Source organism: Amycolatopsis echigonensis (genome assembly GCF_014174495.1).
Lineage (GTDB): Bacteria > Actinomycetota > Actinomycetes > Mycobacteriales > Pseudonocardiaceae > Amycolatopsis > Amycolatopsis echigonensis.
In genome coordinates this window covers 1-21,998 of the sequence record NZ_JACJHR010000032.1, presented here as the reverse complement: position 1 = coordinate 21,998, position 21,998 = coordinate 1, and the positions used below count along the sequence as shown (strand labels likewise).

Sequence of the window (21,998 nt, the reverse complement as noted above, 5' to 3'; positions counted from 1 at the left end):
TTCTTACATCCGTTCCGGAGCGGAGACACCGAGCAGCGACAGGCCGTTCGCCAGCACCTGGCGCGCGGCTTCGCACAGAGCGAGCCGGGCGTACGTGAGGGGGGTGGCCTCCTCGTCGCCCTGCGGGAGGACCCGGCCCACGGTGTAGAACTTGTGGTACGCGCCGGCCAGTTCCTCGAGGTAGCGGGCCACGCGATGCGGTTCGCGCATCTCCGCCGCCCGCCGCACCACCGCCGGGAATTCGCCGATGGTGCGGATCAGGTCGCCTTCAGCAGGCAGGGTGAGCAGTCCGAAATCGACGTCCGCCCCGGACCCGTCGACCTTCAGGCCGAGGTCCGCCGCGCCGCGCCGCAGCGACGACAGCCGGGCGTGCGCGTACTGCACGTAGTAGACCGGGTTGTCGTTGGAATGCTTGCGCAGCAAGTCCAAATCGATGTCCAAAGAGGAATCGACGGAGTAGCGGATCAGCTCGTAGCGGGCCGGGTCGACGCCGACCGCCTCCACGAGGTCCTCGAGCGTGATCACGGTGCCCGCGCGCTTGGACATCCGCACCGGCTTGCCGTCGCTGACCAGGTTCACCATCTGGCCGATCAGCACCTCGACCGTGGCCGGGTCGTCGCCGAACGCCGCGGCGGCCGCCTTGAGCCGCGCGATGTAGCCGTGGTGGTCCGCGCCGAGCATGTAGATGCACAGGTCGAAACCGCGGTTGCGCTTGTCCTTGAAGTAGGCGAGGTCGCCCGCGATGTAGGCCGGGTTGCCGTCCTTCTTGAGGACGACGCGGTCCTTGTCGTCGCCGTACTCGCTGGATTTGAGCCACCAGGCGCCGTCGGCGAAGTAGAGATTGCCGGAGTCCTTGAGCTGCTGCACCGCCGCGTCGACCGCGCCCGACTCGTGCAGCGAGTTCTCGTGGAAGTAGACGTCGAAATCGGTGCCGAACTCGTGCAGGCTCTGCTTGATCTGGCTGAACATCAGCTCGATGCCGATGCGCCGGAAGGTCTCGTGCCGCTCGTCCTCGGGCAGGCTCAGCGCGCTCGGCTCGGCCTTGATCACCTCGGCCGCGATGTCGCTGATGTACCCGCCGGAGTAGCCGTCCTCCGGGGCGGGCTCGCCCTTCGCGGCGGCGATCAGCGAGCGCACGAAGCGGTCGATCTGCGCGCCGGCGTCGTTGAAGTAGTACTCGCGGGTGACGTCCGCGCCCTGCGCGCCGAGCACCCGGCCCAGCGCGTCGCCGACCGCGGCCCAGCGCGTGCCGCCGAGGTGGATCGGGCCGGTCGGGTTCGCGGAGACGAACTCCAGGTTGATCCGGCGCCCGGCCAGCGCGTCGCCGCGGCCGTACTCCGCGCCCGCGGCCAGCACCTGGCGCACGAGCTCGCCCTGCGCGTCCGCGGCGAGCCGGAAGTTCAGGAAGCCCGGTCCGGCGACCTCGGCCGCGGCCACGCCGTCCGCGCCGGCGACGACCTCGGCGAGCGCCTCGGCGAACTCGCGCGGCTTCAGCCCGGCCTTCTTCGCCACCTGCAGCGCGAGGTTGGTCGCGTAGTCTCCGTGGTCCGGGTTGCGCGGGCGTTCGATGGTCACGGTCTCCGGCAGCACGGCGGCGTCGACGCCCCGTGCGGCGAGGACCTGCACGGCGGAGCTGCGGACCAGATCGGCGAGAGCGGCGGGAGTCACTCGCCGAATTCTAGGTGCGCTTCGGCCGCGCGCTTCCGGCGGTACGCGCTGGCGAGACGGCGGGCACACCGGAGGCGGATGTTCCGCTCGCCGGGGCGCCTCGCGGGTGTTCACGGTGATCGCACGCCCGGTCTCTACACTGGGCTACCGGCAGGGTCCGTCCGGATCCCTTCCCCGCTCTCACGAGGAGATCTCGGCAATCATGGCCAACGGGACCACCAGGAAGAAGGGCTCGTCCGCCTCCGCGGTGAAGGCGGCGAAGAACCGCTCGGTCGTCGCGGGCAAGCGTACGCCCTGGGGCACCATCATCGGCGTCGTCGTGGTGGTGGCCCTGCTGGCCGGCGTCATCGTCTACTACCTGCAGGCGTCCGCGCCCAAGCGCGACCAGGCGTCCCGGGACGCGGCCGCCGCCGCCTTCGCGCCGAGCGCGAGCAACCCGGACCCGTCGAAGAAGATCCCCGGCGTCGTGATCAAGCAGTACACCGGTTCGGTGCACATCCTGCCCACCGAACGGGTGGCCTACGACCAGAGCCCGCCGTTCGGCGGCCCGCACGACGGCTACTGGGCCACCTGCACCGGCGTCGTGTACCCGACCGCGGTGCGCAACGAGAACATGGTGCACTCGCTCGAGCACGGCACGGTGTGGATCGCCTACAACCCGGACCTCGTCAAGGGCGACCAGATCGCGCTGCTCGAAGCGCGCGTCAAGGGCAAGCCGTACACGATGATGTCGCCCTACCCGGGCCTGGACAAGCCGATCTCGCTGCAGTCGTGGGGCCACCAGCTGAAGCTGGACAGCGCCAGCGACCCGCGCATCGACCAGTTCATCGCCGCGCTGCGGACCAACCCGAACGGCGTGTACCCGGAGATCGGCGCCTCGTGCGACGCGCTCGGCAAGGGCATGTTCGACCCGAGTGACCCGCCGAAGTTCGACCCGAGCAAGCCGGGCAAGGACGCGAAGCCGATGGACTACAAGGGCAGCACCGGGGCGCAGAACGAGCAGGGCGGCATGCCGGGGACCCCGCCCGCCGGGCAGTGACCGTGAGCCGCTCCGAAAACCGCGCCGACGGGACGGACGGCGTCGAGACCGCCCGTTCCGCCGACGCCGAGACCGCCGAGGAGTCCGCCGCGGCGGAACGGCCCGGCTGGTCCCGGTGGGTGGTCATCGGCGGGACGCTGATCGCGGTGCTGCTGGTCGGGGCCGCGATCGGGGTCTTCGCGACGCGGCTCACCGACGGCGGCGACGCGGCGCCCGCGACGCCGGGCGCGGGGTCGGTCGAGGTCGGGTTCGCCCAGGACATGTCGGTGCACCACCTACAGGCGGTCACCATGGCCGGCTGGGCGCGCGACCACTCCGCCGACCCGGAGATCCGCCAGCTCGCGTTCGACATCGAGCGCACGCAGACCGAGCAGGTCGGGCGGATGAAGGGCTGGCTCATGCTGTGGGACCAGCCGGAGCAGGCGACCGGCGCGTACATGAGCTGGATGACCGAACCGATGGGCCACGCGGGCATGCAGATGCCGACCAGCAGCCCGGCGGGCGGCGCGCCGATGCCCGGCATGGCCACCGACGCGGAACTCGCGAAGCTGCGCACGCTGTCCGGCCGTGCGCTGGACGTCGACTTCCTGCAGCTGATGCTGCGCCACCACCAGGGCGGCGTGGCGATGGCCGAGTACGCCCAGGACCACACGAACGTCGACGCGGTGAAGGCGTTGTGCCGCAGCATGCTGGTGTCCCAGGGCGCGGAAATGGACCAGATGAAGAGCATGCTCAAGGCGCGGGACGCGCAGCCGCTGCCCGCCCCCTGATCGATGCTCCCCGACAAGCTCGTGAGCGCCTAGCCGCTCACGAGCTTGTGTATTTCGGCCGCGCCAGTTCCTTGATGTCGCCCAGCGTCCCCCACTCGTCGCGGCCCAGCCGGGACAGCGGCCGCAGCCGGTCGATCATCGGGTGGTCGCCATCGAGGACGTCCTCGTTGACCGCGAGGTGCACGACCCGGCCGAACACCACCGTCGAACGCCCGAAACCGACCGTGCTGTGCAGTTCGCATTCGAAGGCCACCGGCGATTCCGCGACCCGCGGCGGGCGGACCTTCAGGCTCGGCTCGCGGGTCAGCCCGGCCTCGTCGAATTCGCTCAGCTCCGGCGGGAAATCCGCGCCGGTGGCGTTGATCTGCTCGAACAGCGGCTCGGGCGCGAGATTGACCACGAACTCACGGGTCGCCTCGACGTTGCGCAGGGTGTCTTTCCGCCCGACCGAGGTGAACTGCAGCACTGCGGGCGCGGCCGAGGCGACGGTGAAGAACGAATGCGGCGCGAGGTTGTCCACCCCGTCGCGGGAAACGCTCGAAACCCAAGCGATGGGCCGCGGCACGACGGTGGCGGTCAATAGCCGGTAGAACGCGTTCGGGGCCAACTCTGCGGGGTCGAAGTCCTTGCGCATAGCCCCCGGTCTACCAGGACAGCTCCGCGCACCGACGGGCGCATTGCGGTCCCTCGACCTGAAGCGTCGCGTGTTTGATCTCGTAGCGGACGGACAGCAGGTCTTGCGCCTTGGTGAGCACGGTGGACTGCTCGGCATCGGCCTTCACCGTCAGATGCGCCGATGCGACCTCCATGCCTGAGGTCAGCGTCCAGACGTGCAGGTCGTGCACATCCGCGACCCCTGGCAGCGCGGCGAGTTCGGTGCTGATCTCGCCGACGTCCACGCCGGCGGGCGCGTGCTGGAAGAGGATCCGCAGCGCGCGGCGGGCGAGCGTCCAGGTGCGCGGCAGCACGAAGAGGCCGATCGCGACACCGATGATCGGGTCGGCGTAGCGCCAGCCGGTGGTGAGCGTGATCGCGCCGCTGAGCAGCACGCCGACCGAACCGATCAGATCAGCCAGCACTTCGAGGTACGCGCCGCGGACGTTCAGGCTCTCCTTCGCGCCCGAGCGCAGCACCAGGAACGACACGATGTTGGCCAGGAGACCCGCGGCGGCGGCGAGCAGCACCGGCAGGCCGGGCACCTCCGGCGGGTCGGTGATCCGGCCGATCGCCTCGACCGCCACGTACCCGGCGACGCCGAACAACAGCACCGCATTGGCAAGCGCGGCAAGGACTTCCGCCCGGTACATGCCGAACGTACGGCTGGGCGTCGGCCCGCTGCGGCGCGCGAGCACGATCGCGGCGAGCGCCATTCCGACGCCGAGAACGTCGGTGAACATGTGCGCGGCGTCGGAGATGAGCGCGAGCGAGCCGGTGGCGAAGCCCACCGCGAACTCCAGCACCATGAACCCCGCACCGACCGCGAGAGCGATCAACAGTGCGCGGACGTAGCGGCCGGACGCGCTCGCCGGAGCGGCGGTGTGCCCGTGGCCGTGTCCCATCGCTCGCCTCCCCATCGCAGTGTCGAGAGGAATATATAGTCACATGCGCATATGTGCAAAGCAGGCTAGCCTAACTTCACTCTAACGCCTGGTGAAGCGTTTCTCCCAGACCCGTTCCGCGAGGTGGGATGATCAGCGCACGAGCCGGAAGAACCCGCGGATCTGCTCGACGAGCGACGCCGGTTGTTCCATCGCGGCGAAGTGCCCGCCGCGAGGCAACCGCTCGAACCAGCGCAGATCGGTGTACTTCAGCTCCGCCTGCCGCCGCGACGGGCGGACGAGGTCGCGCGGGTAGACCGAGATGCCGGACGGCGCCGTGACGAGGTCGCCGAAGCTGCGGTAGCTCTCCCAGTAGAGCCGCGCGGACGACGTCGCGGACGCGGTGAACCAGTACGCCGAGATCGCGTCGAGAAGCTGCTGCCGCGTGACCGCGTCCTCCGGGCTCCCGTTGTTGTCGGTCCAGGCCCAGAACTTCTCTGCGATCCACGCCGCTTGCCCCGCCGGCGAGTCGGTCAGGCCGTAGCCGAGGGTTTGCGGACGCGTGCCCTGCTGCCCCGAGTAGCCCTGGCCGGTGCGCCGGAACTCCGCGGCCGCTTGCGCGCCTTCGCGTTCCTCGTCGGTCTCGTCTTCGAAGTCGCCTCGCGGCGCGGCCGCCATGTTGACGTGCACGCCCGCGACCCGTTCCCGCGCGACCTCGCCGAGCGCCCCCGAAACGGCCGAACCCCAGTCGCCGCCCTGCGCGCCGTAGCGGTCGTAGCCGAGCGAGACCATCAGCTGATCCCAAGCCGTCGCGATTTTCCGGACGCCCCAACCGGTCTCGCTCGGTTTGTCGCTCCAGCCATACCCCGGCAGCGAAGGCGCGACGACGTGAAACGCGTCCGCCGGGTCGCCGCCGTGCGCCCGCGGATCGGTCAGCGGGCCGAGGATGTCGAGGAATTCGAGCACCGAACCAGGCCAGCCATGCGTGATCACCAGCGGGAACGCGTTCGGCTCGGGCGAGCGGAGGTGCACGAAGTGAATCCCGAGGCCGTCGATCTCCTGCCGGAACTGCGGGAAGACATTGAGCCGCTCGGCGAACCCGAAGTCGTAATCCTCGGCCCAGCTGCGGCACAGCTCCCGCGCGTAAGCGAGAGGCACCCCTTGCGACCAGTCCGCGACGGTCTCCGCCTCCGGCCACCGGGTGCGCCGCAACCGCGCCCGCACGTCGTCGATGTCCTCTTCAGCCACCCTGACCTGGAACGGCTCGGCGCGCACCGCCGCCTCCCTCCGCGTCGATGATCCGACGCTACCGCGTTAAGCACCCTCCTGTGCACAGCCGGAACGGGGCATGCGCTAGGCTCTGTTCAGTCGCGCAAGCGAGCCCTCGTAGCTCAGGGGATAGAGCACTGCCCTCCGGAGGCAGGTGTCGCAGGTTCGAATCCTGCCGAGGGCACCACAAGGATGGGAACGGGAGAGATGTCAGACATGACATCCTCCTCTTTCTCGTGTTTACGCTGGTCAATGCGCTTGCTGCGGTCAAACGGTAAGATGACGGCACCGCGAGCAGCCTGCCGCACCGCTGAGACTGCGGGTCCTACGAGCGTGGCTGTGCACTTGATCTGGTTGGCGCGCTTCTGGTAGCGCACCTCAAGCCGGAGGGCTTCGAAGAGTCGCCGTGCGACGTCCTCGGGCAACTCCTCGACCCGAACCTCGCCCACGGGCAGAGCGTCAAGCAGGTCAGGGTTGACCGCCTGCTGATTCTCCTCCTCGATCTGGGCGAGCTGGACTTCGAGCTGAGATTTGCGTTCGTGAAGCTCACTGCGCTCGTCGTTGATCTCGCCGACAAGTTCCTTGGTCGGCTTTTCGAACAGCGCGAAACTGCGGACGACGTTCTTGATCATGCGAACGGTGTCGTTGATCTCGCGGCGCAGTGCGTCGATGCGCTGCTCTCGTTCCCGCTGCGCGGCAGCGCCGAGTTCGCGAGCGGCATCCCCCAGCAGGCTGCGGCGGTAGGTGCCGAAGATGTGGGCGGACAGGAACTCGTTGAGCTTGTCGACGATGGCGTCTTCGCGGATCCAGAAGCTTCCCGCGGCGGGGTGCCCCTCGGGGACGTACCCCTTCTTCGGGGCGCAGACGTAGTAGGCGTGGCCTCGGCGGGTCTTGCCGTTCATGCGGCGGCCGCAGTCGCCGCAGAACAGGTAGGTGCGCAGCAGGTAGCTGCGCTTGGTCTGGGGATGTTTGACGTTGGTGTTGTTGCCGGTGCTGCGGGAGCCGAAGCGGTGGCCGCTGACGTCCTGGGCTTGCAGCCAGTCCTCCAGGGTGACGAGAGCTTCGTGGACGGGTTTCGTGGTCCAGATCCATTCCCCGATGGGGTTGGCGCGGTTTCCTCGGGACTTGCGTCCGCTGCGGTTCCACACCATGTGCCCGGTGTACTTGGGATTGGTGAGGATGTCGCGCACGTTCGAGTAGGTCCAGCGGCCGACGGCACGTTTCGGGTCGACGGGGACGGGCGGCGGGTAGCTGGAGGGGTCGAGGTTGAGGCGGTCCGCGATGGCTTGGTAGCCGAGCCGTTCGGTGATTCGCCAGTGGTATGCCTTGCGCACCGCGGGCGCCTGGGCTGGGTCGACGTCGAGGAAGGTTTTCTTGGCGCCCTTGGCGCGCTTGGCGGGAACCGGGTGCGGTACGTGACGCGCACGGTAGCCGTAGCAGGCTTTGCCGATGTTGTACCCGGCTTCGGTGTGGGTAGCGTAGCCGTCCCAGGACTTCTCCAGCATGTCTACGACGTAAAACTCGGAGATGCTCTGCTTGACCCGCCGGGTCAACAGTTGCGTGGCAGTCTTGGGTTTTCGACCGTCCACTGTGGTCAGTTGAAAGGGCTCGTCTGCGGCAAGCAGGCGCACTCCGGCGCGCTCCAAGCGATGTTCGATGGTGGTGCCGTAGTACATGTGCCGGGCGGTGCGCTCGATCGACTCGCAGATGACATAGTCGAACCGCCGATCAGGCCGTTCGGCCTCGGCGAGCAGATCCTGGATACCCCCGTCACGCGGGATCGGGATGTCGAACTGTTCGTGCGCGCGGCCGCTTCCACGAGCGTCGAGATCCATGCGCCCGGACTCGACGTCGTAGAAATGCGCGACGATGAGGCCGCCTTCGGGAAGCGAGCGTTGCGACGACCCCAACTGGCGCGGCAAGGAGAGGGTCGGGTCCTGCATGTCCCGTGTGGACACACGGCCCAGCCATGCGAAGCGAAGAACCGTCGGCTGCGAGGAGGTGCACATCGGTTCGCAGCCCGCCGCTTTGCCGTAACGACTCCGTACGGGTCCTACGCTGCGTTGTCCAGCCCACCGACGGACCTGTTCCGGGCCTGCCATTCCGTCACCTCCCACAACACTCGTGCTTGTTCCGCGGCCAGCCGCTGAGCCTCGATTCCTTCCACAGCCCGGATTTCCGCGACCAGTTCCGGTGGTTCGTCAGGAGCCAGACGTCCGGTGGCGTCGTCGCGGCGCTCGTATTCCCCGGCCAACGTCCACACCCCCTTGTCCGCCCATATACGGGTTTTCGATCGTGAAATAGCCGGAGCCCTGGACGCGGCGGCGAATCAGCGCGGTGAGCGCACGCGCCTGCGGCAGCATCTCCAAGACCGGGTCCCAGGGCTCGGTCGCGTAAATGATCGGGACACAGTGCTGCGCGGCGAGGCGTTCGCGAGCCAGAATCTCGAACGGATCGCGCGACAGCCGCTCCGCCTTCTCGCAGACGATCAGGTCGTAGCCCGGTTCCGGAGTGGACAAAGTCGCAGCCAGCTCGCGCCACCCGCCCTCGCGTCGGGGCAGTCCCGCATCGTGCAGCATCACCGGGTCGACGTCGGCGGGCAGGTCGTAGAAGCAGTGGGTGATCACCACGCGAGGACGAAACGTCTGCTCGCACAACTGGTACTGCTGACGCAGGAGGCGCAGGGCGATCGTGTCGGTCCTGTTCTTGCGTCCGTAGAACGCCGCCCTGATCGGCTCGGACACGGCGCCGATCCCCTCGGTGGCCGTAGTCGCTGCTGGGGCGGACATGGGAATCGTGCCTCCTGGTCTCCTCGTCCCGCGCCACGCGCAAGCGCCTGTCGCTCAGCGCAAACCAGCTGGCCAGAGGGTCCAGCTGGGATGCTGCGGGCCTGGGATCGTAGCGTCGATCGGCGAAAAGCGGAGGCCCCGGACGAGTGGGCCTCGCCTGTCGTCCACGTCACACCGGCACGGGTGTCACGCTGCGCGCGGAGCCGGTTCCGTGGCCGGGTGGGTGCCGCGGGCTCGTGCTTGCTGGCGGGGGTCGTGGACGCGCCAGGCGGCGAGGCGGCAGTAGTCGCGGCTGGCATCCAGCGAGATGGCTCGCCGGCCGTGCACGGCGGCGGCTAACGCGGTGGTTCCGGTGCCGCCAAAGGGATCGAGCACCACACCGGGAACGCCGGCCGCGTTCGTGTCGGCGCAATCGCAGGCGTCGGCGAACTCGGTGGCGCGCGACAGCAGGAATTCGCGGGCGTAGCCGCCCAGTGCGGCGCGTGCCTCGGCGACGAGCTGCCCACCGGGGTGCTCGTGCCCGCCCGGACGGCCCTGGGTGTCGACGGCGCGGGGCGTGTCGTTGAGTCCCGCGGCTCGCAGCGCGGACAGGTGGGCCTCGGTCAGGCCGTGCTCGCGCACCAGTTCCAGCGCCCGCCGCGTCTGGGGCCGGGAGGTGTCCAGGCCGTAAGCGATCGGGACTCGGCGGCGGCCGTGCCCGCACGCAGTACAGACGCGTCGTGGTGACCACCCGAGGACGAGTCGCCGAGGCCATTCCACCGGAAACGACGCATGGTGCGCGATCCCGAGGTGCGGGGGCACCCGCAGGGGTTGCGGTGCGATCTCCCAGACCGATCCGGGCAGGCGGCCGTGCGGGTGCGACATCTGGCGTCGTTTCAGGGTCTGCTGTTTTGCGCCCGGGTAGTACCGACCGTCGCGTGCCGCGCGGCCAGGATGGGATCGGTGCGGTGCCACACGAACGAGACTCGGCGCGGAATGCAGAAGTCTGATGGTGTCGATAGCGCTGTAGTAGCGCGGGTTGAGCGTGAGGTGGAACCAGGTTTCGTGGCTGCGGCGGACCCGGTCGCGCACGGCCTCGGGCAGTCCGTGTGGTTTGGACCAGATGATCTCGGCGCGCAAGATCAACCCGAGTTCGTCGACGCAGCGCAGGGCGTAGCGCCAGGGCAAGCCGATCAGCGACTTCGCCGGAACACTGCGGCTGTGTGGGTCGCCGCCGTCCGGGACCTGCCCGGCACCGCGGGTTCCGTTCAGGGAGCGGCCTTTGCCGTTGTTGTAGCTGGAGTACTTGTCACCGAGGTTGACGAAGATTGACCCGGACGGTTGGAGGACGCGGATCATCTCGCGGGTACAGGCGATCAGGTTCTCGAGATAGGCACCCGGGGTGTCTTCGGCACCGAGCTGTCCGCGGTAGACGGCGTCGCCATCGCGGTAGGTCCGCAGCCCGAAGTAGGGCGGGCTGGTGACCACCAGATCGACACTGGCGTCCGGGACCGGAAGGGCGCGGGCGTCGCCGTGGATGATTTCCGGTTGAACAAAGGCGGTGTCGTCGGTCATTGCGGCCGTCCTGTGTCCGGGTCGACTGCGGTGATGCGTCGGAGTGCGAGCTCGTGGTAGGCGGGGTTGGTGTCGATGCCGGTGAAACGTCGGCCGAGTTCGCGGGCGGCGACGGCGGTGGTGCCGCTGCCGCTGAACGGGTCGAGGACGTGACCGCCGGGCGGGCATCCCGCCGCGATGCAGCGCCGCGGGATCTCGGCCGGCGACGGAGCGGGATGCCCGATACGGGTGCGGTCCGGCGGGATGGTCCACACGTTGCCGGGGTTGCGACCACGCTGTCCGTCGGCGGGTGTGCGGGGCCAGGTTCCGCGGGCGGTGTTCGGTTTGGTGCCCCGGTGGTGGGCGCGCCGGGACAGAGCCCGGTCGCCGGTGTAGGGCTGCCGGATCGCATCGAGGTCGAAGTAGTAGTCCGGCTGCGTGACGAACAGGAAGAGCATCTCGTGCCGAGTCGCGAGACGGTCGGAGATCGATGTGGGCGTGGCGTGGGGCTTGTGCCAGACGATCGCCGACCGCAAGATCCACCCGTCGTTCTGCAGAGCGAAGGCCAGCCGCCATGGCATGCCGAGCAGATTCTTGTGCGGCACGTCCGCTCGCGGCCGGTAGTGCGATTGCCCTGTATGCCCAGGGGTCGTGCACCAATAGCCGTCGGAATTGGTGGAGTAGCTGTCACCAAGATTGACCCACACGGTGGCCCGCGGAGTCAGCACCCGCCGGGCCGCGGCGAACACTGCGCGCACGGTCTCGACGTAGTCGTCCGCAGTTGGTTCCAGCCCGATCTGCGGATGCTCACGCCGCGCCCCGCAATCCCGGCACCTCTGCTGCACTGAACCCCGGCTGCCGAGGCCTGCGGACCGGTGTCGGCAGCCGGGCCGGCCACCGGTCCAAGTGTCGGGTGCGTAGTCGCGCAGCCGCCAGTAGGGCGGGCTGGTGACCAGACAGTCGATCGAATCCTCGGGCAGGTTCTGGATTCCGGCTTCGGCGTCGGCGGTCACCAGCGTGACGGCGTCGTCCTCAGGGGAGCGTGCGGCGAAGGTGGTCATGCCGCCCTCCCGGTGTTCTGTGCGGTGAGACCAAGGCGGCGCAGGCCGATCTCGTGGAACTCCGGGTTGAGGTCGATGCCGACGTAGGAGCGGCCGAGCTGGCGTGCGGCCAGTCCGGTGGTGGCGGCACCGCTGAACGGGTCGAGCACTACACCGCCGGCTGGGCATCCGGCCGCGATGCAGCGCAGTGGGATGTCGACCGGGAACGCGGCGAAGTGCGCCTCCCGCAACGGGCGGGTGGTGATCGACCAGACGTCACCCGGATTCTTGCCCCGAGCATGCGCGGCGGTGTGCCGCGCGCCGGTCGGGCGCATCGCGTCCCCGTGCGCTTTCGCGGAAAACGGCTCGGTATCCCGGTATTTGCCGTACACGCTGTGTCCGCGGCGGCGCGCGGTCGCGCCGATCCCGCTGTGGCGGCCCTTGTTCGCGCCGCCGATCACACTGCCCGACGTGAGGGCTTCCGGGCATGCGAGCGGTTCGCGGATCGGGTCGAGGTCGAAGAAATACTTCTGCTGTTTGGTCAACAGGAACAGCATCTCGTACCGGTTCGACAACCGGTCACGCACGGATTCGGGCATGGCATTGGGTTTGTGCCACACGATCGCATTGCGCAGAATCCAGCCGTCAGCCTGCAGCGCGAACGCCACCCGCCACGGCATCCCGACCAGGTTCTTCCGCGGCAGCGACCGCGTGCGCGCCACCCCGGCCCGGCGCACCGACTCCCGCAGCGGCGCCGCCGCGCTGCGACCGGACAGGGTGCTCGCCCGCATCGCGTCCCCGGTGCGGCCGGGCGGTTCGGCGGAGTACGAGTCGCCCAGATTCAGCCACACCGTGCCGGTGTCGGACAGGACCCGGCGCAGCTGCCTGAAGACCTGCCGCAGCCGGTCGACGTAGTCCTGCGGGGTCGCCTCCAGGCCGTGCTGGTCGTCCTCGCGACGGGCACCGCACCGGCGGCAGCGCTGCGGCTCGCCGCCGCGATGCGCCGCCGACGCGGGATAGGCGAGACCGGGGTGTTTGGACTGGGGAATGTTGCCGCCGCGTCCGGACCCGGCAAGGTGCGCGCAACCGGGATCGCCGCCGACCCAGGTTCCGGTCCCGTAGTCGCGCAGCCCCCAGTACGGCGGACTGGTGACCACGCAGTCCACCGATTTCTCCGCCAGGCCGGCGAGGGTCGCGGTGGCGTCGCCGGTGCAGAACGTGACGGTGTCATCGCGGTAGTGGACGGTGTCCATGAGATTCGCTCCTTCGGCACGTTGGGTTGAAATCGCGAGCCGCAGTACGTCGGATCGCGTCGCTGCGCCACAGGCGGGTTGCCGGCGGGTGCTGGGCGACGCGGCGCGCACTCAGGCGGCGGCCGAATCGGGCCGTGTTCCGCGCCCGTGGCCGCGTGGTGGGGGCGCGGGCAGCGCGGGGAGGGACTGGTTCAGGGCCGGATCGGCGGCGTCGGGATCGGCCCGGAGCACCAGCGCGGTGTGGTGCGCGGGCAGCGCGACCGGATGCCCGAGAACGCGTTCCGCTCGGGCGGCGGCTCGTCGCTGGGCCAGCGACGCGCGGGTGTACGTGCGGCCTCGTCGCACTGCGGCGGTCAACGCCACGCACCGCGCGACCGGCGCCAGCCCGGCCGCGCCGGCGACCGCCGCGATCCGGCCGGGCACGTCGAGCAGGTCGTGCCGCACGGGGTGGCGCTGCGGGGCGCTGGTGACGACCACGTGCCCGCCCGGACGCAGCAGCGGCCGGTATTGCGCAAGCAGTCCGTGCAACCTCTCCAGTGCACCATCGATGTCGCCGACCGGACCGGGTCGCAGGGTTGTCAGGAGGAGAGCGATCCGTCCGGTCAACCCGGCCGTGACTGCGGCGGCGGCCGTTCCGGGGCGTCGGTCGAGGACGAGGACCATCCCGTCTACGAACACGCCCCGCGCCTTCGTGGCGGTCACGTTGGCGCGCGCCAGGCGCCACCACCGGCGCTGCCCGGTCAACCCGATCGCGTGCCGCCCGGTCCGGAGCGCTTCGACGATCGTGGTGCCCGCGCCGCAGTCGGGATCGAGCACGACATCGCCGGGCCGGGTCAGCGCCGCGACGGCGTAGCGGGCGATCGCCGGGGCCATCAGGCCGGGGTCGGCACCGGTGGCGTCGTGGTAGCCGCCCTCGGTCAGCTGGGCCGTCAAGCTGTCAGTCCCCGTCGGCCACACCGACGCCACAATCGGGCCTTCGGACCGCTCCCCCGACGCGCGGGGGAGCTGCCTGTCGGCGCTCTTAGACATCCGAGGTCTCCTTCCCCTCGATGCCACGGTCGTCCGTCGCGTCCGGCGACAGCCGCCCGAGCAGAACGAGGTCGTGGTGCACCGAGCGCAGCGGCGGCGCTGCGGCGTCGGCCGCGCGCGGCGAGAAGTCCGGCACGGAGTCCTCGGCGCACATCCGGTCGGGGCGGTCCGGCAGGTTCGGCACAGGCGTGGCGAGCACGGCGATGTGATCGTGACACCGCAATCCGCGACTACCCAGTGTGTTCAGCAAGGTCGCTAGCGGATCACGCAGCTGGCCATCGCGGGAATCACTGTGCGTGACGACAGCAACGAGGCCGCGCGGGGTGAGCAGGGCGTCCCAGTCGGCGCGCGCGAGCCAGTCGGTGGCGCGCGGGTCGAGCGAGGTGATGATCAGGTCGAAACCGCCGCGCGGTCGGTCTCCGTCGCGACGCGGAGGGCGTGGGGAGTCTGGGTGCGGGTCGGCCAGCGGGTGCAGATCGAGCCGACCGAGTCGGGGTCGCGACCCCGACTCAACTCCGGAACGGCGGGGCGAGTCGGTGTGCTCGCCCGGGCAGTCGGGGGCGAGTACCGCTGTCGCAGTGTCGGTGCTGCGTCCGAGCCGGGCGACGGTCCAGACCGCCTCGGCGAGACCGGCGTAGGGGGCGGCGTCGCGGGCACCGCCGACCGCGTGCCGAAGGGTGCGTGGGGACGGTGGCGGGGTGAGGAGAAGGACGCGGTCGCCGGGGCGGGTGTAGGTCGTGACGAGGGTGACGATCGTGCGTCCGAGCCAGCCGGGAAGCAGCGCGGTGCCGGGCAGCATCTCCGCGTCGGCGAACGGCCAGAAGGCCGCCGGACGTGGCCGGCGGGCAGCCGCGACAGCGGGCAGGCGCTCCGGTGCGCGGTGCCGTCCGTGACGGGTACGCGCCGCGCTCGCCGTGCGGTGATGCGGCGTGTGATGGCGGCGGCTTCCGGGCTCAGGGTGCGGTGTTGGAGTCATCGGCGGCCTTCCTCGCAGTGTGATCGGCGCGGTCTGCCAAGTCACCCCAAGAGGCGGGTTTTGAGGCCGCTTTTCGACACCGCACTTCCAGGTTTTTGACAAACTCCCGAAGCTCTGAACCGCACGCAGCGAGAAGAGAGTCCGAATACGTCGACACTCCCGGACGTTCGGAACTATTCGGGTCCAACACAGTGCGGGGTCGATCTGCTGTCGAACCATCCCGACTTGAGCCAAGAAGAATTTCCGATCCGAATCAAAGTCGCCCGACCGAGTCGTCGTGCACCCTCCTCTACGAACAGTCGCTTGCCTACTAAGGATCGCTTAAACGCCAGCTCGCCAGCTACTAAGACGATCGAGGACGCCGCCAGGGTGCGCCGCCAGCAAGAGGTCTTCGAGTCCTTCGAGGCTTCGGTTTTAGTAGCCGAATTTGCCTGCCAACAAGATCATCCTTGTTCTTTTCTTGCCCCTTTCTTGTCGCCGCCCTGGCGTCCTGACGGAGCTGATTCACCAACTCCAGTCAGGAGCGCATCAAATGACGAACGACGAGACTGCTTCTGCGCTTATCCGCCCTGATCGCGGGGGACACGAATGGTTGCCATTGGACACCGCGCGCGACGCCTTCGGGTGGCTGGTCACCGGGCCGAAGCCGATGGCCGTGCAGGGGGCCCGGTTCGCCGGGTTGCCGCGGCGCCCGGTGCCGCTGGACGAACTGCGGGACCGGGTGATGAGCAAGCAGTGCCCGCCCCGCACGCGCGACGACGTGTGGGCGCACCTGGTGCTGCGTTCCCGCACGCACGGGGGTGCCTGGACGGTGGCGTGCGTCGGGATGGCGCTGCCGTCGCTGGCCGCGAGCGCGCGATGGCTGGCGGCGCGGTATCGCGGCGATCGCGCGGACGCCCACGCGGCGGTGCTCGCCGGGTTTGTCCACGCGCTGTCGACCGTCGATCTGGCCGACCCGGCCATCGCGGTCCGGCTGCACTTCGCCGCCCGCCGCGCCGGGCAGGAAGCATTGGAGGAGTCGCTCGACGCTCCGATGCCGGCGGGCTCGGGCTACCGCTCCGCGGCACCGCGCCCGCCGTACGGACATCCCGACTTGGTGCTCGCGCGGGCGGTCGGCGAGCAGATTCTCACCCCCGCCGAAGCGGAACTGATCTCGGCGACACGGCTCGGCGACACCTCGGTGACCGACTGGGCGCACCGTCATGGCGCTGCGCTGAAGACCGCGTTCAAGGCCCGTGATCGAGCCGAAGACCGACTCGTCGCGTGGCTGCGCGATCAGGTCGCCGGCGCTGGCCCCGAAGACCCTGTCGCCGACGCAGCTGTCGCCGCTCTCGTCGTCGATCCACCGGACGCTCCCGCCGAGGAAAACCCAGGTGTGTCACGTGCTGTGAGCGGTCGTCTGCGCAACGGCCGACCGGCTTCTTCCAGGAAATCGTCACGGGCGGTGTCGAAAAACGACCCGAAATCCGGCCTCTTGGGGCGCGGGGAGACCTCACCCGGCTCTCCGCGTACCGCCGAGCACGAGCCGACTTCGGAGGTGCGCCGATGCGCGTGACACCCCATCCCCAGACTCAGCACACCCCCGCGCCGTCGTGCTTCCTCGCGTCGAGCACGACCGACCGGAAACGATCCCGCCCCGGCGTCGTCAGCCACTCGCGGCCGACGGCACACACGGATACCACACGCACCTGTCATCGGATCTCTCGGTCGCGGCCAGTGCGCCACGCGGCGATCTACGCGGTACTCGGCGCGGTCCTGCTCAGCTCGCTCGCCGCGGATGCGGCGCAGGCTTCCACACAGGTGCTCGCGATCGCGAGCAGCGTCGGGCAGGTCTTCGACAACATCCGCAACTGGCTCATCGGCATCCTCGCTGGGCTGGCGACGGTGTTCCTCACCATCGGCGGCGTCCGGTACCTGATGGCCGGGGGCGACCCCGGCGAAGTCGAGAAGGCCAAGCAGTCGTTCAAGTCGGCGGGCTGGGGCTACGGGTTGGCTGCGCTGGCACCGCTAGTGGTGGAAACCCTGCGCGGGATTGTCGGGGCCTGAGGCTATGACCGCGACCCGACGCTCCCGCGTGCCCGAGCCCGATCGCGGCGAGCCCGGCACCGGCTCGCGCCCGTTGGACCCGGTGCGCCGGGAGCGGGTCCTGCTCGCCCCGCCGACCCCGCAGCGCACCGGACGTGGTTCCCGGCGGCGGGTCTGGCTGCTGGCGCTGGGCCTGACCATGCTGCTCGGCGGTGCGCTGGCTGTCAGTGCGTGGGCCGCGCCCGGCGCACCCCGGCAGCCGAGCACGCAGCCCGCGGCGCAGCAACCGCCGCCGTTGCCGCTGCCGCCCAACCCCAGCGACACGTGTGCCCCGAACTCGCCGGACCCGGCGTGCCGCTTTCCGACCGGCTCGCCGCGCCCGTCGGTCCCGGCGACGCCACTGCCTCCGATCACCGAACTGCCGCCACCCACGAGCTGCTTCCCCGGCCAGATCGGCTGCACACCCGGCAGCCCGACCGCCGCGCCGAGCACGACTGCGAACCCGCCGTGCACGGGCGAGGACTGCATTCCGCAGCCCACCCCGCCGCCGAGCACGAGCCCGCGGCCGGGCGGTCCCAGTACGGGAAACGGCGATCCGGACTGCGGGCTGACCAACATCACCGGCTGCATCGCCAAGGCGATCAACGGCGTGTTCAAGGATCTGGTCACCGCCGCGCTGTCGCCGATCCTGGACTTGCTCGGCCACACCGTGCTGACCACGCCGACGCTGGACCAGCTTCCCGGTATCGGCGAACTGTGGGACAACTCGTGGCAGATCGTGCTGGCCTGCTACGGGATGCTGATCCTGGTCGCCGGGATCGTCGTGATGTCCCACGAGACGGTGCAGAGCCGGTACTCGATCAAAGAGATCGGCCCGCGGATCCCGATCGGGTTCCTCGCCTCCGCGCTGTCGCTGTTCTTCGCCGAGAAGCTCATCCGGCTGGCGAACGCGCTGTCCGCCGCAGTCCTTGGCGACGGGGTGGACCCGCCCTCGCTGGGATCCACGCTCAAGGACGCGGTCGATGGCGCGGTCTCCGGCGGGTTCTTCATGATTCTGCTGGCGCTGGTGCTGGTGGTCGTCGGGATCGCCCTGCTGGCTGTCTACGCAGTGCGTGTCGTCATCACGCTGATCCTGATCGCCACCGGGCCGCTGTTTCTGATGTGTCACGGCTTGCCCCACACCGACGGCATCGCCCGGTGGTGGTGGAAGGCGACCGGGGCGACGCTGGCGATCCAGGTCGCGCAGTCGCTCGTGCTGATCGGCGCCGTGCGGACCTTCCTGACCGGCGGGGTGCATCTGTTCGGCTCGACGCTGTCCGCGCTCGGCATGCTCATCGCCGCGATCGCCTTGTTCTACGTCCTCTTCAAGATTCCGTTCTGGTTCCTCTCGGCCGCCAGGATCGGCAACGGCCGCTCTCTCCTCGGAAGTCTCGTCAAGACCTACATCGCAGCGAAAACATTCGGGATGGTCGCCGGGAAGTCCGGCCGCTTCGGCAAGGCCAGCACGGCCGCCGGCGGCAAGGGACACAGGGGCGGCGGTGGCCGGGGCGGTGCTGCTGCCGATCCGCCGTGGCCCCCTCATCCGCGGAGCCCGCGGACACCGGAGGCGGTCAACAAGCGGATGCAGGCGGCCTACGACGCCGAGCGCGCCCGTGCTGCCCAGCAGCCGCGCCCGCCCTCGCAGCGACCGGAGTTTCTGCAGCCCGGTCCGCAGGAGACCATCCACGACCCGGCCGTCACCTCGGCCAGTCAAGGACCCACCATGCCCGAATTCAGTTCCGCACCCAAGCCCGGCATCCCAGCCCCGCCGCCCGCCGGGCGGCACCGCAGGCGGGCTCCGACGGCGCCCCGGTTCCAAGCTCCTGGTGCACCGCGCCGAGCCGGTGGTGCCGCGACTCCGGCTCGGCCGGTCGCGACGGCCGCGGTTCCTCCGTACTTGCGGTTCCAGCCGCCGACGCCGGAACCGCCCCACGTGTCCCGTCCGGCCACGCCCGCGACTGCGCCGCCCGCCGCGCCGGTGTTCCGGACCGCGCACCCGCAGCCGCGCCTCGGCGACGCCCGCCCGCGCACGCCGTCCGTGCCGCCGGTGACGTTCCGGGCGCCGACCACGCCACCAGCTCCGCCGAAAGCCCCGCCCCGTGGAGGTGAGAAGTCATGACCCAGCCCGTGCGCATCCCCTCCGATGTCGATCGCGAGGATCGCGTCCTGGCCAACCTCACCGCCCGGCAGCTGGCGATCCTCGCCGTGACCGGGATCGTGCTCTACGGTGCCTGGACGCTGACCCGCGGTGTGGTGCCGCTGCCGATCTTCCTGATCGCCGCTGTTCCTCTCGGTGTCACGGCCGCGGTCCTGGCGCTGGGTCAGCGCGACGGCATGAGCCTCGACCGGCTCATGCTCGCCGCCCTCCGCCAGCGGCTGCAACCCCGCCGCCGCGTCGCCGCCCCCGAAGGGGTCCGGCCCGCACCCGAGTGGCTGACCAGCACCATCACCGCGACCGATGTGGCGGGCAGGTCGGAGGTGTCTCCGGCGGCGCTGCGGCTGCCCGCGGAAGGAGTCACCGAGGCCGGGGTCGTCGACCTCGGCCCCGACGGGGTCGCGATGGTCGCAGTGGCCAGCACCGTCAACTTCGCCCTCCGCACACCCGGCGAGCAAGAGGCCCTGGTCGCCAGCTTCGGCCGGTATCTGCACTCGATCTCCGCGCCGGTGCAAATGCTCATCCGGGCCGAACGGCTGGACCTGAGCCAGCAGATCAGCGACCTGCGCGAGGCCGCCCCCGGATTGCCGCATCCGATGCTCGAAGCCGCCGCGGCCGAGCACGCGACCTACCTCGACCAGTTGCGCCGCTCCACCGATCTGCTGCGCCGCCAGGTACTGCTGGTGCTGCGCGAGCCGATCCGCGCCACGGGGCCGACCGACGGGCTCGGCGGCGCGTCCCCGCTCGCCGCACTGCGGGCACGACGCGCCCGCAGCCGGGACGGCGAGGTCACCGAGACCGCGCGGCACTCGGCGGAAACCCGGCTCGTGCGGAGGCTGGGCGAAGCCACCGAACTGCTCTCCCCAGCCGGGATCACGATCACGCCCCTGGAGGCCGGGCAGGCCACCGCCGTGCTGGCCACCGCGTGCAACCCAGACAGCCTGATCCCGCCCTCGGCAGGCCTGGCCGGCGCAGACGAAGTCATCACCACCGCCGCCCCGGACCCCGACGACCAGCCACCAGTCCATCACCGAAGCACGACCAGCCGGGGCGGGCGCGACAGCGCACCGGAGCCGACGGTCCTGGACGAATGGGAGGGCGGGGACCTATGAGCAGGAAGTTCGGCCGTGCCCGAGGCCGCGGGACGCAGCACGCGAATGCACCGTTGGGCAGGGCCAGTGCGTTCACGCCGGATTCGCTGTCAGTCGCACCCCGGCACCTGGAGATCGGCGGCGAATGGGTCGCCAGTTTCGCAGTCACCGGCTACCCGCGCGAAGTACACGCCGGATGGCTGCAACCGCTGCTGTCCTACCCCGGCCGCGTCGACGTGTCGCTGCACATCGAGCCGATCGACCCGGTCACCGCCGCCCACCGGCTCAAGCGCCAGCTGTCCAAGTTGGAATCGGGGCGGCGACACACCAGCGAGAAGGGGCGGTTGCTGGACCCGATGGTCGAGGCCGCCACCGAGGACGCCTACGACCTCTCGGCCCGGGTCGCCCGCGGCGAAGGCAAGCTGTATCGGCTCGGGCTGTATCTGACCGTGCACGCCACCAGCGAGGACGATCTCGGCGAGCAGGTCGCCGCAGTGCGAGCGCTCGCCGCGTCCCTGTTGATGAACGCGCAGCCGACCACCTACCGGTCGCTGCAGGGCTGGGTGTCCACCCTGCCGCTCGCGCTCGATCTCATCGGCATGCGCCGCACCTTCGACACCAGTGCGCTGGCCGCCGCGTTTCCCTTCACCAGCCCCGATCTGCCGCCCGCTGACCCGACCAGTGTCGCTGCACCGGCCGGTGTGCTGTACGGGTTCAACGTCGGATCGCAGGGTTTGGTGCACTGGGACCGTTTTTCCGCGGACAACTACAACGCCGTAGTGCTCGGGCGCTCCGGCGCGGGCAAGTCCTACCTGGTGAAGCTGGAAACCCTGCGCAGCCTCTACCGCGGCGTCGAGGTCGCGATCATCGACCCGGAGGACGAGTACCGACGACTCGGCGAGGCCATCGGCGGCACCTACATCCACCTCGGCGACGCCGACGTCCGCATCAACCCGTTCGACCTTCCGATCGCCATCAGGCCGGACGGTCGCCGCACCGCCCCCAAAGACGCCCTCACGCGCCGGGCGCTGTTCGGCCACACCGTCATCGGAGTGCTGCTCGGCACCGAACTATCCGCGCAGCAACGAGCCGTGCTCGACCGGGCGATCATGGCCACCTACCAGCAAGCCGGGATCACCAGCGACCCGCGGACCTGGGGCAGGCAGGCACCGCTGCTGGCGGATCTCGCCGCGGTCCTCACCGCCACCGGCGATCCGATCGCCACGGATCTCGGCTCCAGATTGCACCCGTTCGTCGAGGGCGCGTTCTCCACGATGTTCTCCGGGCCGACCACCACGCGGCCCGAGGGCCACCTGACCGTGTTCAGCCTGCGTGACCTGCCCGACGAACTCCGGCCGATCGGCACCCTGCTCACGCTGGACACGGTGTGGCGGCGGGTGTCCAACCCGGCCATCCGGCGGCCGAGGCTGATCACCGTCGACGAAGCGTGGCTGCTCATGCAAGACCCTGCCGGCGCGCGTTTTCTGCACCGGATGGCCAAAGCAGCCCGGAAACACTGGGCGGGCTTGACGATCGCGACCCAAGACGTCGGCGACGTCCTCGGGACAGACCTGGGCAAGGCGATCATCGCTAACGCGGCGACGCAGATTCTGCTACGTCAAGCGCCGCAGGCGATCGAGGAGATCGTGGAGACCTTTAACCTGTCCGAGGGTGAGAAGCAGTTCCTGATTTCCGCGGACAAGGGACAAGGTCTGCTCTCGACCGGGACGCAGCGAGTCGCGTTCCAGTCGCTGGCTTCGCCGCAGGAAAACGCGCTCATCACA

At 69.9% G+C, this 21,998-nt stretch carries 17 protein-coding genes, 1 tRNA gene and 1 pseudogene; 8 read left to right on the top strand and 11 right to left on the bottom strand.

Features of this window, described 5'->3' with window-relative positions; all coding sequences use genetic code 11:
* Positions 1–3 precede the first annotated feature (3 nt).
* Positions 4–1,668, bottom strand: coding sequence for an arginine--tRNA ligase (gene argS / locus H5411_RS22435; RefSeq protein ID WP_101438037.1), 1,665 nt, complete (start codon positions 1,666–1,668; stop codon positions 4–6).
* Positions 1,669–1,870: 202 nt separating this feature from the next.
* On the opposite strand from argS, the gene H5411_RS22430 reads away from it, so the two are divergent.
* On the top strand, positions 1,871–2,707 hold the full coding sequence (locus H5411_RS22430) for a DUF3105 domain-containing protein (protein ID WP_101438036.1): 837 nt from the start codon (positions 1,871–1,873) through the stop codon (positions 2,705–2,707).
* A 119-nt stretch (positions 2,708–2,826) separates the two neighbouring features.
* Positions 2,827–3,477 carry a DUF305 domain-containing protein gene (locus tag H5411_RS22425; RefSeq protein WP_244194951.1) on the top strand — a complete coding sequence of 217 codons (651 nt, stop codon included), beginning with the start codon at positions 2,827–2,829 and terminating at the stop codon, positions 3,475–3,477.
* 37 nt (positions 3,478–3,514) lie between these two features.
* On the opposite strand, the gene H5411_RS22420 is transcribed toward H5411_RS22425, so the two are convergent.
* The 3 genes from H5411_RS22420 to H5411_RS22410 all read right to left on the bottom strand — a co-directional run bounded on the left by H5411_RS22420 (position 3,515) and on the right by H5411_RS22410 (position 6,290).
* On the bottom strand, positions 3,515–4,111 hold the full coding sequence (locus H5411_RS22420) for a flavin reductase family protein (protein ID WP_101438035.1): 597 nt from the start codon (positions 4,109–4,111) through the stop codon (positions 3,515–3,517).
* 10 nt (positions 4,112–4,121) lie between these two features.
* Positions 4,122–5,036, bottom strand: coding sequence for a cation diffusion facilitator family transporter (locus tag H5411_RS22415; protein WP_183124933.1), 915 nt, complete (start codon positions 5,034–5,036; stop codon positions 4,122–4,124).
* Positions 5,037–5,168: 132 nt separating this feature from the next.
* The gene (locus tag H5411_RS22410; RefSeq protein WP_101438033.1) at positions 5,169–6,290 is read right to left on the bottom strand and encodes an epoxide hydrolase family protein; all 1,122 of its coding nucleotides are present in this window, start codon (positions 6,288–6,290) and stop codon (positions 5,169–5,171) included.
* A gap of 105 nt (positions 6,291–6,395) precedes the next feature.
* On the opposite strand from H5411_RS22410, the gene H5411_RS22405 reads away from it, so the two are divergent.
* Positions 6,396–6,471 (top strand) — tRNA-Arg (locus tag H5411_RS22405).
* Between the two features lie 703 nt (positions 6,472–7,174).
* Here H5411_RS22405 and H5411_RS49355 read toward each other — a convergent pair.
* From H5411_RS49355 to H5411_RS22365, 7 genes and pseudogenes are all read right to left on the bottom strand, one after another.
* A pseudogene (locus H5411_RS49355) lies at positions 7,175–7,789 on the bottom strand (recombinase family protein); the annotation flags it as partial.
* A gap of 696 nt (positions 7,790–8,485) precedes the next feature.
* Positions 8,486–9,073 (bottom strand): hypothetical protein, encoded by a 588-nt coding sequence (locus tag H5411_RS22390; protein ID WP_037364589.1) that lies wholly within the window; start codon positions 9,071–9,073, stop codon positions 8,486–8,488.
* A 186-nt stretch (positions 9,074–9,259) separates the two neighbouring features.
* Positions 9,260–10,627 carry a DNA-methyltransferase gene (locus H5411_RS47715; RefSeq protein WP_037364587.1) on the bottom strand — a complete coding sequence of 456 codons (1,368 nt, stop codon included), beginning with the start codon at positions 10,625–10,627 and terminating at the stop codon, positions 9,260–9,262.
* A complete protein-coding gene (locus H5411_RS22380) occupies positions 10,624–11,667 on the bottom strand; it encodes a DNA-methyltransferase (protein ID WP_051166188.1) in 1,044 nt (347 codons plus the stop codon). Before H5411_RS22380 ends, H5411_RS47715 begins: the two co-directional genes overlap by 4 nt.
* Positions 11,664–12,899, bottom strand: coding sequence for a DNA-methyltransferase (locus tag H5411_RS22375; protein ID WP_051166187.1), 1,236 nt, complete (start codon positions 12,897–12,899; stop codon positions 11,664–11,666). Before H5411_RS22375 ends, H5411_RS22380 begins: the two co-directional genes overlap by 4 nt.
* 111 nt (positions 12,900–13,010) lie before the next feature.
* Positions 13,011–13,928 (bottom strand): DNA methyltransferase, encoded by a 918-nt coding sequence (locus tag H5411_RS22370; protein ID WP_183124932.1) that lies wholly within the window; start codon positions 13,926–13,928, stop codon positions 13,011–13,013.
* Positions 13,921–14,904 (bottom strand): hypothetical protein, encoded by a 984-nt coding sequence (locus H5411_RS22365; protein ID WP_143271441.1) that lies wholly within the window; start codon positions 14,902–14,904, stop codon positions 13,921–13,923. The genes H5411_RS22370 and H5411_RS22365 overlap by 8 nt, the downstream gene beginning before the upstream one ends.
* Before the next feature lie 532 nt (positions 14,905–15,436).
* On the opposite strand from H5411_RS22365, the gene H5411_RS22360 reads away from it, so the two are divergent.
* The 5 genes from H5411_RS22360 to H5411_RS22340 form a co-directional block, all read left to right on the top strand.
* Positions 15,437–16,459: a hypothetical protein gene (locus tag H5411_RS22360; protein WP_037364578.1), complete on the top strand. Its 1,023-nt coding sequence runs from the start codon at positions 15,437–15,439 to the stop codon at positions 16,457–16,459.
* Positions 16,460–16,620: 161 nt separating this feature from the next.
* A complete protein-coding gene (locus tag H5411_RS22355; RefSeq protein WP_238604466.1) occupies positions 16,621–16,950 on the top strand; it encodes a pilin in 330 nt (109 codons plus the stop codon).
* Positions 16,951–16,954: 4 nt separating this feature from the next.
* Positions 16,955–19,087: a TrbL/VirB6 family protein gene (locus H5411_RS22350; RefSeq protein ID WP_101438031.1), complete on the top strand. Its 2,133-nt coding sequence runs from the start codon at positions 16,955–16,957 to the stop codon at positions 19,085–19,087.
* Positions 19,084–20,235 carry a PrgI family protein gene (locus H5411_RS22345; RefSeq protein WP_101438030.1) on the top strand — a complete coding sequence of 384 codons (1,152 nt, stop codon included), beginning with the start codon at positions 19,084–19,086 and terminating at the stop codon, positions 20,233–20,235. The genes H5411_RS22350 and H5411_RS22345 overlap by 4 nt, the downstream gene beginning before the upstream one ends.
* The coding region (locus H5411_RS22340) for a VirB4 family type IV secretion system protein (RefSeq protein ID WP_183124931.1) at positions 20,232–21,998 on the top strand (1,767 nt) is incomplete at its 3' end. The genes H5411_RS22345 and H5411_RS22340, both read left to right, overlap by 4 nt.

Coding starts and splice junctions, on each gene's coding strand:
- H5411_RS22430 (WP_101438036.1), top strand. CDS start 1,871: ATGGCCAACGGGACCACCAGGAAGAAGGGCTCGTCCGCCTCCGCGGTG.
- H5411_RS22420 (WP_101438035.1), bottom strand. CDS start 4,111: ATGCGCAAGGACTTCGACCCCGCAGAGTTGGCCCCGAACGCGTTCTAC.
- H5411_RS22415 (WP_183124933.1), bottom strand. CDS start 5,036: ATGGGACACGGCCACGGGCACACCGCCGCTCCGGCGAGCGCGTCCGGC.
- H5411_RS22390 (WP_037364589.1), bottom strand. CDS start 9,073: ATGTCCGCCCCAGCAGCGACTACGGCCACCGAGGGGATCGGCGCCGTG.
- H5411_RS47715 (WP_037364587.1), bottom strand. CDS start 10,627: ATGACCGACGACACCGCCTTTGTTCAACCGGAAATCATCCACGGCGAC.
- H5411_RS22380 (WP_051166188.1), bottom strand. CDS start 11,667: ATGACCACCTTCGCCGCACGCTCCCCTGAGGACGACGCCGTCACGCTG.
- H5411_RS22375 (WP_051166187.1), bottom strand. CDS start 12,899: ATGGACACCGTCCACTACCGCGATGACACCGTCACGTTCTGCACCGGC.
- H5411_RS22370 (WP_183124932.1), bottom strand. CDS start 13,928: ATGTCTAAGAGCGCCGACAGGCAGCTCCCCCGCGCGTCGGGGGAGCGG.
- H5411_RS22365 (WP_143271441.1), bottom strand. CDS start 14,904: ATGACTCCAACACCGCACCCTGAGCCCGGAAGCCGCCGCCATCACACG.
- H5411_RS22360 (WP_037364578.1), top strand. CDS start 15,437: ATGACGAACGACGAGACTGCTTCTGCGCTTATCCGCCCTGATCGCGGG.
- H5411_RS22350 (WP_101438031.1), top strand. CDS start 16,955: ATGACCGCGACCCGACGCTCCCGCGTGCCCGAGCCCGATCGCGGCGAG.
- H5411_RS22345 (WP_101438030.1), top strand. CDS start 19,084: ATGACCCAGCCCGTGCGCATCCCCTCCGATGTCGATCGCGAGGATCGC.